This window comes from Streptococcus sanguinis, from assembly GCF_050220005.1.
Lineage (GTDB): Bacteria > Bacillota > Bacilli > Lactobacillales > Streptococcaceae > Streptococcus > Streptococcus sanguinis_Z.
In genome coordinates this window covers 125,910-138,539 of record NZ_CP071413.1, presented here as the reverse complement: position 1 = coordinate 138,539, position 12,630 = coordinate 125,910, and the positions used below count along the sequence as shown (strand labels likewise).

15 protein-coding genes are annotated in these 12,630 nt (G+C 45.1%); all 15 read right to left on the bottom strand.

The window, feature by feature from the left end; translation table 11 throughout:
- Positions 1 to 167: 167 nt before the first annotated feature.
- The 15 genes from nrdG to J1C86_RS00695 all read right to left on the bottom strand — a co-directional run bounded on the left by nrdG (position 168) and on the right by J1C86_RS00695 (position 12,406).
- Positions 168 to 767 carry an anaerobic ribonucleoside-triphosphate reductase activating protein gene (gene nrdG, locus J1C86_RS00765; protein ID WP_002899261.1) on the bottom strand — a complete coding sequence of 200 codons (600 nt, stop codon included), beginning with the start codon at positions 765 to 767 and terminating at the stop codon, positions 168 to 170.
- Positions 733 to 1,278, bottom strand: a complete 546-nt coding sequence (locus tag J1C86_RS00760) for a GNAT family N-acetyltransferase (protein WP_125406504.1) — start codon at positions 1,276 to 1,278, stop codon at positions 733 to 735. Before J1C86_RS00760 ends, nrdG begins: the two co-directional genes overlap by 35 nt.
- 9 nt (positions 1,279 to 1,287) lie before the next feature.
- Positions 1,288 to 1,785, bottom strand: a complete 498-nt coding sequence (locus tag J1C86_RS00755; protein ID WP_002902052.1) for a GNAT family N-acetyltransferase — start codon at positions 1,783 to 1,785, stop codon at positions 1,288 to 1,290.
- 52 nt (positions 1,786 to 1,837) lie between these two features.
- Positions 1,838 to 1,978 (bottom strand): hypothetical protein, encoded by a 141-nt coding sequence (locus J1C86_RS00750; protein WP_185755758.1) that lies wholly within the window; start codon positions 1,976 to 1,978, stop codon positions 1,838 to 1,840.
- A 1-nt stretch (position 1,979) separates the two neighbouring features.
- On the bottom strand, positions 1,980 to 4,175 hold the full coding sequence (gene nrdD, locus J1C86_RS00745) for an anaerobic ribonucleoside-triphosphate reductase (protein WP_125409576.1): 2,196 nt from the start codon (positions 4,173 to 4,175) through the stop codon (positions 1,980 to 1,982).
- 220 nt (positions 4,176 to 4,395) lie between these two features.
- Positions 4,396 to 5,943: a heme transporter CcmD gene (locus J1C86_RS00740; RefSeq protein ID WP_125409564.1), complete on the bottom strand. Its 1,548-nt coding sequence runs from the start codon at positions 5,941 to 5,943 to the stop codon at positions 4,396 to 4,398.
- A 38-nt stretch (positions 5,944 to 5,981) separates the two neighbouring features.
- Entirely contained in the window at positions 5,982 to 6,122 is a 141-nt protein-coding gene (locus tag J1C86_RS00735; RefSeq protein WP_111675163.1) for a hypothetical protein, read from the bottom strand.
- A gap of 183 nt (positions 6,123 to 6,305) precedes the next feature.
- Positions 6,306 to 7,841 (bottom strand): cardiolipin synthase, encoded by a 1,536-nt coding sequence (cls, locus tag J1C86_RS00730; protein WP_111675162.1) that lies wholly within the window; start codon positions 7,839 to 7,841, stop codon positions 6,306 to 6,308.
- A gap of 194 nt (positions 7,842 to 8,035) precedes the next feature.
- Positions 8,036 to 8,515 (bottom strand): SP_0198 family lipoprotein, encoded by a 480-nt coding sequence (locus J1C86_RS00725; protein ID WP_111675161.1) that lies wholly within the window; start codon positions 8,513 to 8,515, stop codon positions 8,036 to 8,038.
- Positions 8,516 to 8,572: 57 nt separating this feature from the next.
- Positions 8,573 to 9,805, bottom strand: a complete 1,233-nt coding sequence (locus J1C86_RS00720; protein WP_125409566.1) for a bifunctional folylpolyglutamate synthase/dihydrofolate synthase — start codon at positions 9,803 to 9,805, stop codon at positions 8,573 to 8,575.
- 181 nt (positions 9,806 to 9,986) lie between these two features.
- Positions 9,987 to 10,298 (bottom strand): DUF1292 domain-containing protein, encoded by a 312-nt coding sequence (locus J1C86_RS00715; protein ID WP_002894073.1) that lies wholly within the window; start codon positions 10,296 to 10,298, stop codon positions 9,987 to 9,989.
- Positions 10,299 to 10,322: 24 nt separating this feature from the next.
- Positions 10,323 to 10,742, bottom strand: coding sequence for a Holliday junction resolvase RuvX (gene ruvX, locus J1C86_RS00710; protein ID WP_002899275.1), 420 nt, complete (start codon positions 10,740 to 10,742; stop codon positions 10,323 to 10,325).
- Positions 10,742 to 11,008: an IreB family regulatory phosphoprotein gene (locus J1C86_RS00705; RefSeq protein WP_002894075.1), complete on the bottom strand. Its 267-nt coding sequence runs from the start codon at positions 11,006 to 11,008 to the stop codon at positions 10,742 to 10,744. The genes ruvX and J1C86_RS00705 overlap by 1 nt, the downstream gene beginning before the upstream one ends.
- A 177-nt stretch (positions 11,009 to 11,185) precedes the next feature.
- A complete protein-coding gene (locus tag J1C86_RS00700) occupies positions 11,186 to 11,728 on the bottom strand; it encodes a hypothetical protein (protein ID WP_111675159.1) in 543 nt (180 codons plus the stop codon).
- Between the two features lie 105 nt (positions 11,729 to 11,833).
- Positions 11,834 to 12,406: an SP0191 family lipoprotein gene (locus J1C86_RS00695; RefSeq protein WP_009660169.1), complete on the bottom strand. Its 573-nt coding sequence runs from the start codon at positions 12,404 to 12,406 to the stop codon at positions 11,834 to 11,836.
- Positions 12,407 to 12,630 lie beyond the last annotated feature (224 nt).

The following is a 12,630-nucleotide window of genomic DNA, read 5'->3' as shown; positions in this document are numbered from 1 at the left end:
ATTTAAAAATATTTTAGTTTTTTCCAAAATTTGTTGACAAAAAAGGACAGTCTGTATTAATTTTCGGTAAATTCTTTCTTTCTTCTCGAAAAACCAATATTTTATGCCGTTTTTGACAATAGAAAAAAGAGGCAAAACCTCTTTTATATCAGTATTTTACTTAGTTTTTAAAGCATCTTATCCCTGTCAACTTGCTCATAGGCTTGGAGGCCATCATTCAGCTTGTCCCAGATGACTACCTGGCCTGACTGAAGGGACTTCTGCACATCAATGATGCGCTGATTAGAAGAACCACGGAACTGCAGCATGAGATTCTTCTTGGTAAGGTCAAAACGGCCGTCCACTAGAATGTCAATCAAACTCAGCAGCTCCAGCTTATCCTCCGTTTCCAGCATCATCTCCTCCCAGGTGTAGCCCGTCCAGGACCAGATATCCTTGTCTGGAAGCTCTCTCCGAATCCGCTTGACCAAGGGCAGGAGAATGCCTGTATTGAGAAAAGGCTCGCCGCCTAGGAGGGTCAGCCCCTGCACATAGGGTTCCGCCAAGTCTTTCATAATCTGCTCCTCCAACTCTTGGGTATAAGGAATGCCAGCGTTGAAAGACCAGGTTGCTGCATTATAGCAGCCCTCACAGTGAAACATACAGCCACTGACATAGAGGGAGTTGCGGACACCTTCGCCATCTACAAAGTTAAAGGCCTTATAGTCAATGATTCGCCCCTTGCTCAGCTCCTCACTTTTCCATTCTTGAGGTTTGGGATTGTTCATCTTCATCCTCCAAATTAATCCAGTAGCGCTGACTTCTGTCTATTGTATTTTCGTAAACACCGCCAGCAGAGAGAATCGTGCGGCGGCTGGCTTCGTTGTCTTCATCGCAGGTAATCAGCACTCGTTCTAGTCCTTGCTTTCTAGCCTCTGCCAGCCCTAACTCTAGCTGCAACTTAGCCAATCCCTTCCTGCGTTGACTGGGCCGAATAGAATAGCCAATATGCCCACCCTCTACAAATAATTTGTCATTCAAGGACAGGCGCAGGGCTAAAAATCCCAAAGGAAAGCCAGTCTCATCAAAGGACAAAAATTGGATGGCAGGAACCCAACCTGCTGGCAAGTTTTCCACATCTTCCTTCTGTTCTATAATTTTCAACCAATCCTCATAATCCTTTGCTCGCTTCCAAGTGGAGCCCATGCCACCGTGCATATAGGATTTTGCAGCATTGAACTCCGCAATCATCTCTAAAATTGCATCTTTATCTTCCAAAGTTGGTCGTCGTAATTCCATAAACTCTCCTCAATCTATATCAATCCAGTAACGCTCCTTGCCAGCTCGAATATCCTCTAAAACTCCGCCATTAGCCAGAATCACTGCTCGGCTGGCAGCATTGTCACTATCGCAAGTCACTAGGACTCGTTTTATATTTTTACTTTTGGCTACTTGCAAGCCTTGTCGCAACTGCTCTTTGGCCAATCCTTTCCCACGCGCAGAAGGACGGATACTATAGCCGATATGCCCGCCTTCTTGGAGCAAATAGTCATTGAGCCGCAAGCGCAGATTAAGAAAGCCTACAGCCTGACCATCCGCAGCAAAAGAGATTAGTTGGATGTAGGGCACAAACCCTTGCGGCAAGCCTAGACCTGCCTCAGCTAGCTGAATCGTCTCCAGCCAGTCCTCATAGACAAAATCCGCTCCGCCAAAGAAGCCATCCTGTCGGCTGCCAGCTGCTTCAAAGTCAGCCAGCATCTCTAAAATCTTTTCCTTGTCTTCTAGCTTCGGTCGTCTCAGTTCCATACTTCCTCCTGATACGAAGAGAGTGAGACCGCCTTGCGCCCCACTCTGACTTCTATTGTTTTGTGTTCTTTTCTAAAAATTGCTGACGCAGTTTGGCTAATCGCTCTTTCTTACCGTTGCCGCCCTGCGAATGTTTTTCATGGAAACGCTGCACCTGAGCCTTTCCTTTGTCGTCCAATTGATACTTTCCCATCTTAATTTCCTTCGTACTTAATAGTCGAGCCATTCATGTGCTTGACCCGAGCTGATATTTCCTTGTGACGGCCATTGACCATTGGACGTGCTTGCGGATTTCCTAAGTAACCGCAGGTCCGCTTAACCACATCGACCGTTTTGGGATCGCTGTTGCCACAGTTTGGACAGGTGAAGCCCCGCTCGGTCGGCGTGAAGTCTCCCTCAAAGTTACACTTGTAACAACGGTCAATCGGTGTATTGGTTCCCAGGTAGCCGACTCGGTCATAGGCATAGTCCCAGACAGCTTCCAGTGCCTTGGGATTTTGCTGCAGCACAGGATATTCACAGTAATGGATAAAGCCGCCTGAGGCTCCTACTTCAGGATAAATCTTCTCAAAGTCCAGTTTCTCAAAAGGCGTTGGATTCTTGCGCACATCGTAGTGGAAAGAGTTAGTATAGTATTCCTTGTCAGTAATATCTGGAACGACCCCAAACTTCTCTGTATCCAAGCGACAGAAACGGTCGGTCAGACTTTCAGATGGCGTCGAGTAAACAGAGAAATGATAGTCATACTGCTCGGACCACTCTTCCACCCGGCGCTTCATATCTTTGACAATGGCAACTGTAAAGCCCTTGGCTTCTGGATTGGTCTCCCAATTACCACCGTAAAAGACTGCTGCCACTTCATACAAACCGATATAGCCTAGGGAAACCGTTGCACGACGGTGAGTAAAGAGCTGGTCTACCTGATCATACTTGCCCAAGCGTTGGCCAAAAGCCCCATACTGATAAAGAATCGGTGCATTGGCTGGACTGGCTTCCTTGGTCCGCTCCACTCGGTAGACCAAAGCATCTTCAGCGATATTCATCCGCTCGTTAAAGAGTTCCCAGAATTTATCCAAATCCCCCTCGGATTCAAGCGCAATCCGTGGCAGATTGACAGTAACAACTCCTAGATTCATACGGCCGGAGTTGACTTCCTGACCATTTTCATCCTTCCAGCCCTGCAGGAAAGAACGGCAACCCATCGGCACCTTGAAAGATCCAGTTAAGTCGATAATCTTGTCATAGGAAAGGACATCTGGATACATTCGCTTGGTGGCACACTCCAGAGCCAGTTCTTTGATGTCATAGTTAGGCGTTCCTGGCTCAAGATTAAGCCCGCGCTTAAGGGTGAAAATCAGCTTAGGGAAAATCGCTGTGCGGTGCTCGCTTCCCAGTCCCTTGATACGGATATTGAGAATGGCTTTCTGAATTTCCCGCTCAAAACGATTGGTTCCCAGACCAAATCCCAGCGAAGTAAAAGGAGTCTGACCATTAGAGGTAAAGAGGGTATTGATCTCATACTCTAGCGACTGCATGGCATCGTAGATGTCCTTCTTGGTCTTTGCCCAGGCGTATTCTTCCTGCTTATCCGGCAAAACCCATTGCTCCGCATCCTTGAGGTGCTTTTGATAATTAAGCTCAGCATAAGGCGCCAAGACTTCATCAATCCGATCGGCTGAGCAGCCACCGTACTGGCTGGAAGCTACATTGGCAATGATTTGCGAGATTTGCGCTGTCGCAGTCTGAATAGACTTGGGACTTTCTACTTCTGCATTCCCAATCTTGAAGCCATTTTTCAGCATGCCGTCAAAGTCAATCAGACAGCAGTTCGTCATCGGCGTATAAGGGCTGTAGTCCAAGTCATGGTAGTGGATGTCCCCCTTCTGGTGGGCATTGGCCACATGAGGCGGCAGCATCTTAAGACCGATGGATTTGCCGACAATCCCAGCCGTCAAATCCCGTTGGGTATTGAAGACATCGCTGTCCTTATTGGCATTCTCGTTGACCACCGTACGATCTTTGTTGAGAAGCTTGTCAATGGTAAAGTTGATATCAGTCGCTTTTGAGCGCTCAAAATCCCTTTGGGTGCGGTAAGTGATGTAGTTCTCTGCAATGGCATATTCCTTGGCATTCAAAAGCTCATGCTCAACGATGTTCTGAATCTCATAGATTTTGACATACTTAGCGAAGCGACTGCTGATTTCTGCCACAATACGGTCTGTGATAGCTTCCAGCTTGGCTTCCAGCATTGGATTCAGCGGACCGACTTCCTGAGCTGCCCGCACCATAGCCTTATAGATCTTTGACACATCAAAAGCCACTCTGCGGCCGTCCCGCTTCTCCACATAAATCGCTGGAGCAGTTTCAAACTTCTCTTCCCTTAAAATCATCATGAACACTTCCTTTTCTCTGCCCTTAGGACAAATCAAGTCTCTTTAAACCTATCGCTTGCGAAGAAATTTCCAAGAAATCTCCGACAGCAGTTCATCCAAAGAACAGTATTTTATCAATAAGTCGATACAAGACTCATTATAGCACGTTAAAATTAAAAATCAATATGTTGTGGCAAAAAAGTCATTTTTTCTTTTTATACACAACATATTGATTTTACTACTTAAGTTGATAAAGCTTGAAATGGTCGAGTTTGAGGTCAGCTTCCTTGTAATTTTGGGAAATTAGCTGCTTCACATCTGACAGCAGTTTGACATCATTGTTGACCAAAATATACTTGGGCTGGCTGTTTTCCAGTCCATTCTGAAGACCCAAACGATTTTCAGCTGTTTCCACATACAAAGTTGGAGACAAGAGAGAAACAGCTGATAGGCGTCCGCTCTTTTGATACAGACTAGCCGAGGTATCCCAAGCATAGATAGTGTCCCCGTCCTTGGTCTTTTCCTTAATATACTGAGCCGCCTCACTTCTTTCAGCAGAGACACCGCTGGAAAGGATATACTCATTCACCAAAGGATAACCAATCAGATAAAAAATGGCTAAGAGTGGCAGAAAGAACTGGCCTGAGAGATAAGAAGTCCACATCGTAGGGCGACGACGATTCCGACGATGACGCCCTGATTCCTGCTGCTTGCCTTTATTGAACCACAAAGCAAAAAGAATCATGGCAAAAGGCAGAGCAGGAAGCAGTTGATAGCTGCCCTGATCTGGCAGGATAAAAGCCGCAAAGACAGTAATGAAGAGCCCTAGCAAGCCGATAAAGCGCAAGACGCGCAGGCTGGTTGCCTGCCCCTTTTCTCTTGAAAAGAGATTGGCACCCAAAGCAGAAATGAAACCTAGACCGACCGTCAGCAAGCCATAATAAATCAAATTAGAAAGACTATGACTGCCAATTAAGCTGATGGAATCCCAAGCATAGGTCACCTGACTGATAGCCTGGCCAAAGGTTTGATTGGCAACAGTAAAGTAGCCGATAGGATAAAAAATCACTGAGAAGCCAAAGAGACCAGCTAAAAGCTGATAGAAGCCTCGAGCCACACGCTTAGCTACGATATTGTAGACCAAAAGCACCAGACCAGTCAAAGAATAGAAGACTAGGCTGGAAACCGGATCAATCATAAAAGCAAGAGCTCCGAAAGCCCCATAAAGAATGAACTTTTCATCCTTGATCGAATCCTGCAGATAGCGCACCAAGAAAGAAAGATTCCAAAAAATAAAGGGCAGAACAAAAATACTAGAGTAAAGGCCACCAAATCCAAGGGCAAAGACTAGCAGGTAAAAGAGCAGCAGGAGGCTGCGCGATAAATCCTGTTTAGGCTGTAAGAGCACCAAGGTCTTGTGCAGGAAAAGTCCAGCCAGCCACAGAGCCAGCGTCTGAAAGACCATCCACAAAAGCTGCCCAAAAGCTAGACTGCTGGTCCAAGCCATCAGATAGTAAAGCAGGCCACTAGTCCCATATATTTGCGAATAAGGCACCTGCCCCTGAGTCATGGCCCAGCCGGCATAGAGGTTCTGGCTTTGTAAATTCGTTGCTAGATTGGTCAAAAAAGGATTAACCACACTCAGCAGGCTGATAGCCAAACTGCACAAGAGCGTCAAAAAATAGGGCGTCGGCTCTGGCTTGGTAATTTTTTGCTCAGACCTTTCAGCCCTAGTCAGCTGCTCCTCTGAAACCTCTAAAACTTTTTCTTCCGTTGTATCATGCATATAAAATATTCTCCTTGATATCAGTCCCATCTAGTATATCAAATTCCTGTCCTCCTGTCAGCTTTCTCTTGACTCTTCTTCTGAGCATTATAGCTTCTAGCCAGCTCCTCCAATTCCCGAAAACAGCGGTATTCTCTCGTTTCATAAGCAAGCGGCTGGTTAGAAATTTTCTCCATCATCTTAAAAAATTCCTTTATTTTTTACATTCGTAAAAACAAAGCAAAAATCCGTACCTACATAAAAGCAAAAATGACAAGAACACATCTCAACACGATTAGAAAAAGCACAAGCAAAAAATCTGAGACAGAGCTCTGCCTCAGATCTTCTTTTTATTTAACTGCATAACTTGCTCAACTCTGCCATCATAGCATCGGAGCAAAGAGCTGCATGATTTCTTTGATAAAGCGACGATACCAGCTGCTATCGAGATTTTCAGGAAGAATTTCCTCAGAAGCCTCAAAAATTGCTTCAAAATCTACCTTGATAGCTGGGATACTCTCCGTATGGTACATCAGGACTGCATTTTCATAATGGTGCACCAGACTGCGGTAGTCAAAGTTAATCGTCCCTACCACAGCAAATTCATCATCGGCCACCACATTCTTGCTGTGGATAAACCCTGGCGTGTACTCAAAAATCTTAACCCCTGCTTCCATCAGATCCGGATAGGCTCCGCGGGTAACAATCTGAATCAGCTTCTTGTCCGGAATGAAAGGAGTCACGATGCGGACATCCACTCCCCGCATAGCAGCATTCTTAATATCCTCCGTCAGGTCATAGTCAATAATCAGATAAGGCGTGGTAATGTAGACATAGTCCGTAGCCTGACTGATGATATTTTGATAGACCGTTTTGCCAACCTGACCCTTATAAATAGGCTTAGGCCCGCTGCCGTAGGGAATGTAAAGCCCTTTGCCTTCAACAGCTTTATTTTCCAGATGGTACTTGTCAAAGTCTGTGATTTCCCCGCGGTTGATGTACCAGTTCATGAGAAAGAGCCGCGTCAGAGCCTTGACTGCCCGACCTTCCAAGCGTACACCGCCATCTTTCCAGTGTCCAAAACGAACAATATGATTGATATACTCGTCAGCCAGATTGATACCGCCAGTATAGCCAACCTGACCATCAATCACCAAAATCTTACGGTGGTCACGGTTATTATAGGATACCGTCATCCGCGGAATCACCTTGTTAAACTTATAAGCCTCGATGCCCATCTTGCGCAGCTTACGGGTATAATCGCCCGGCAAAGTAGCCATGCAGCCAATATCATCATAGAGCAGCTTGACTTCAACGCCCTGCGAGGCTTTTTCGACCAAGATATCCAGAACACTGTTCCACATCAGTCCTTCATCGATGATATAAAACTCCAGAAAAATGAATTTCTCAGCAGCCCGCAGATCAGCCAGCATGGCCTCAAACATCGCCTCACCGATGGGAAAATAGCGAGAAGCTGTACCGTCATAGACATCTGCATTATTGTCCATACTCAGCAGTGATTTGATAATACCGTAGGCTGACTTGTTTTTCTTTTTCAGCTGGACACGAAGATCGTAGCTGTTGTCCTCACGAAATTTCATGGAGTCCATATTTTCCAGCTGGATCATTTCTTTTTTAGACAGCCGTCGCTCGCCAAACATCAGATAGAGCAGGAAGCCAAAGATTGGCACCACCGCAATCAGGAGCCAGGTCACCTTGCTCTCCGGCGGCATATTGCGGTTGACAATGGCTAAAATGGTCCCAATATACAGGAAAACAATCATGACCACTGACAGCCAGTTGGGTGCAATCTCATTAAAATAGAAGAACGCAACAAAGACAAAGACCAGCTCCAGCAGCATAATAATAATGCTGAAACCGTATTTTGACATTAATAAGCGGAATTTCCTGAAAGTCATACACTCTCCTATCTCATTGCATATATTCTAGTATATCAGTAAAACTGCCTTAAAACAACGTTTATATCAATGCAAATCGTATTTCTGGCTGATGAAAAACCAAGAACAGTATTTGAAGACCGCTATCCTCAAAATTTCACTACAAGATTACAACTGATAAAAGGAAAAGCCCTATTCAAGACAGGGCTCTTTCATCATTGTTTCGTAAAGACCAGTGTGTCATCATCATAAGGCTCTTGGGAAAGATCCTCAATTGTCAGCTGATTGCCCTCAATGCGATAGCGCTTGACATCATCTCCAATGACCATAGTCTGGTTGGTAGCATCAATCTGAACCTGTTCAATTTCCTGATCACCATCCGCTTCGACCTTGGTTAGCTGGCCAGTAGTGCCCGAAATCTGCAAGGTCAGCTGATCGCCTTCATGACTTGTCTGGTAGCTGCCATCCAGCTCACCATTGGCTGCTTGCTCGGAAGAAGACGCTGAAGCAGATGAGCTGTTATTGGCCGCACTTGACGTGCTAGCTACCGACGAAGACTCTGCTGTCTTGCTGGAAGCGACTGACTGAGACTGAGAGGAAGGTGCCGTCTGGTTCTGATTAGAGCCGCAAGCTGCCAAGGCCAAAACAGCCGCAGCAGTTAGACCTAAAAATATTAACTTTTTAGAAATTGCCATAGTATTCTCCTTTTTCTTCTGTCTTTATTGTACCAAAGCAGGACTCTGGCGGTCAATTTATAAACTTGTCAAATAAGCTCTGACTTCCGCAATAAAATAGAGAGAGCCCGTAATGAAAAGCAGCTGATTAGTGTTTTTTCTCTCCTGAAAGTTCTGAATAAGCTGCCTATAATCCTCTATGTATAAGAAGCCTTCCGCTTCTGCTTGACCAAGGGAATCTCCATCAGAAAAGGAAGTAACCGTCAACTGAACATTTGGCAGAGCCTCTCGCAGATAAGACAGCATAGCGCTATAGTCCTTACGCTTGAGAGCACCGAAAAGAAGCAGGCACTCTTTGTCATTCTGGCTCTGGATGAACTCCACTAACCTTTCCAGTGCAGGCAGATTATGGGCCCCATCAAGATAAATACCTGGACTGACTTCTTCCAAACGCCCTGCCCATCGAGTCTCCTGCAAGGCCGTCCGAATCTTAGCAGAATCTATTTCCCAGTCTTGCTGCTGCATGAAGAGTAGGAAAGCCTGCAGAGCCAGCGCTGCATTTTCCTCCTGATAGGCTCCCTTGAGTCCCAGTTCAAGATTGGATAGGGCCATAGTAGAATTAGAAAAAGTCTGATTCGTCAGAGAAAAATCGCGACCATGCTGATAGAGTTCTATTCCTAGCTCCTGAGCTCGCTGCTCACAAACCAATCGTGCCTCTTCTGGCAGCGGCCCGATGACCGCTGGCCGCCCCGGCTTGAAAATCCCTGCCTTTTGATCTGCTATCGCCGTCAAGCTCCTTCCCAGAGTCTCCTGATGGTCCAAGCCCACAGAACTGATGACCGCAATATCTCCCGTAATGACATTAGTCGTGTCTAAGAGTCCGCCGATTCCCACCTCAATCAGGGCTATGTCCACTTCCTGCTCCTTGAAATAGAGAAAGGCAATCAAGGTCAGAATTTCAAAATAGGACAGCTGGTCATGACTTTTGAGCAGTTCTTGCTCCATCTTTTGCACCGCTTGACCCAGACGGATAAAATCAGCTGGAGCAATCGGTTGACCGTTAATACAAATCCGATCGTGAATACTAATCATATGAGGCGAGGTAAAACTCCCTGTCTTGCGACCATGCCCCGCAAACAGCTGACGCATGAAAGCAATAGTAGAGCCTTTGCCATTTGTACCAGTTACATGAATCGTTGGAAAGCTCCGCTCAGGATTCCCCAAAAGAGTCACTGCCTGCTGCATCCGCCCTAGACCCGAACGAAAGTTTAGACCAATTCGGCTATTCAGCCATTCTTCAATTTCATTCATTTTTTTACCTAAAAAAGAGCAGCGAAGCAGAACTCAAATCTGAATTGCAACTCGCTCCTCTTTCTAATGTTTATGATACGAGATAGAAAATAGCCAATTCTTAGCTACTTCCTTCATCTGTCAATTTTAGCTAGCTTTTCGCCCACACTTGTCCATTTCTGGAAACGAGGCTAGATCAGTCTTACTCCTCCATAAAACTGTTGAAGACTTCTTCAATCATATCCCATTCAGCATCTGAGTCTTCTGGGATTGGCTGCAGGTCACCTTCTGTGCCATCTTCATTTTCAGTAAAGGAATAAGCTTGAATCTCTACCTCACCGTTCTCATCTTCTTCCGCATTAGCCGGAATCAAAAGAACATAATTCTTGCCAAACTCTTCCTTACCATCAATGGTCAAAAGAATTTCAAATAAAGTTTCGTTCCCCTGCTCGTCAACCAAGGTGATTAATTCACGCTCTTCATGCTCGTGGTCATGGTTATGATCATGTGTCATACTAGTGTCTCCTTCATTTCTTTTCTAAAAATTTCGATCCAGATAATTCTGCAAAATCAGCTGTGCGGCTAGCTTATCAATAACTTTCTTGCGCTTGCTGCGGCTAATATCCGCCTGCTCAACCAGCATGCGCTCGGCAGCCACCGTCGTCAGGCGCTCATCCTGATAGTCAACCGGCAGACCAAACAGCTCAGCAATCCGCTGACCATAAGCCTGACTGGCCTCCACTCGAGGCCCGCTGGTATTGTTCATATTCTTAGGCAGGCCAATGACAAACTTATCAACCTTATACTCTTTAACCAGCTCGCCCAAGCGCTCTAGGCCGAATTCGCCCTTATCTTCATGAATCGGAATAATCTCCAGTCCTTGAGCCGTAAAACCAAGAGGATCACTAATGGCAACCCCAACCGTTTTTGAGCCCACATCTAATCCCATAATTCTCATTAGAGATCGACGCCTTGTCCTTTCAAATAATAACGAACCAACTCCTCAACAATCTCATCGCGCTCATATTTGCGGATTTGATTGCGGGCGTTGTTATAGCGAGGTACGTACGCAGGATCACCACTGAGTACGTATCCCACGATTTGATTGATTGGATTGTATCCTTTTTCATTGAGCGACTTGTAGACATCGGTCAAAGTCTCGCTAATTTCCTTTTTATTTGAATCATCGAGATTAAAACGTACTGTTTCATCTGTAAATCCCACAATTACACCCTCTTTCTTTAGAATATCCCTATTATAGCATAATTATAGGCTTTTCACAAATTTAATTCACCCGAATTCTCCTAATTTTTCAATAAGCTTTAGCTAATATTTATCCGAAGTCTGGCTCTGAAATCCAGCAAAAATCCAGCTCTCTTCAGAGAACTGGATGGAAACTTCCTAATTTGAAGACGACACTTCTACACCGTCGCTTCCCTTAAACTTGTTAAGCAATTCTTCCGGACTCAGGGTCTCGATTTGCTCAAATAGCTGCGCGTAGTTTGGAAGCTTTTTGGCGGCTTTGTAGTCTAGATTCTCAGGATCGATAGTCATCTCCAGAGAAATCTCTTCCGCTGTCATATCTGTTTTCAAGTCAAGGCCGGTGATATTCACCGCCTCTTTCAGACCCAGTGCTTCCTCGATCAAAGACAGCATTTCTTTCTTCACAGTGGAAACATCCTGCTTTGACAGAGCTTCCTTGATGTTGTCAGGAATAGCCTTGCTGACATGCAGGATAACCTTATCATACTTCTGTCCGCTGTAGCTGACTGTTAAGATTCTGGTTTCTTTTCCATGTTCTAATTGCTTCTCAGTTTTATAGGACTTAGTGACAATATCTCCTTTTCCAGCTCCTCCCTGTGAGGATGAACTGTTATTTGACTGCTGACTGCAGGCTGTTAAGATTGCCAAAGCTGCCAGCAAAAAGACAATTAATTTTCTCATGTCTTATCTCCTTCAATATTGAACTGATTTTATCATATCATTATAAAAATGGCGCTGTCAAACTGATTGTCACTCTGTCATTAAAATGTAATAAAAAAGAGCAGCTTATTTCTGCTCTTCTGCTCCATTCATCAGGAGATTGTTGATGTATTCTTCTGGCGTCAGCTTAATCATTTCTTTGAACTTGAGATTTTGAAAATAAGGCATAGCCGCTGCTTTTTCGATATCCAAACTCTCAAAGTCATAGGTAGAAGTCATTTTCAGCTCGTTCTCATTCAAAATTGTCACTGAGCCGCTAAAACCTTGAAGTCCACGAGCCTGCACATAGTCTGCATCCTGCTCCAGTGACTCATTGAGCGACTTCTGCGCTTCCTCCAGCCCCATCTGCTTGATGGCTTCTTTCATCTCATCATCAGTCGCAGTCAGCCTTTCAATAACCAAGCGTTTAAAATGCTCTCCCTGATAAGTTACTGTCTGACTCTGCTGGTTTCCTCGTTCATCCTTTGGAAAAACAAGTGTCCGAGTAATCACTTCCTGCTGCTTGGCATTATCAATGATAGGCAGATTATTGCTGATTTCTTTCTTGTCAGCCGCATTCGAATTCGTCTCTGTTTTTTTATGTCCACAGCCTGCTAACAGTGCCACACTCAATCCCAGTCCTACTAAAATTTTCTTCATCTTCCATCCTCCTCAGAGATATTGTATCACAGTTCTGCTCCTTGTCAATCCATCCAGTCGGCAAAGACTGCTGTCAACCCGTACAAAAAGAAGAGCCGAGATTCTCTTCCCGACTCTTTCAGTTATTTTCAAAGATTAGAGGCTCTATAATTTCTGTAGTGGGTAAAACCGCTGTAGGAATGATGGAGTCTCTTTTGTTGTAGAAAAAAAGTCCCATAAGACTT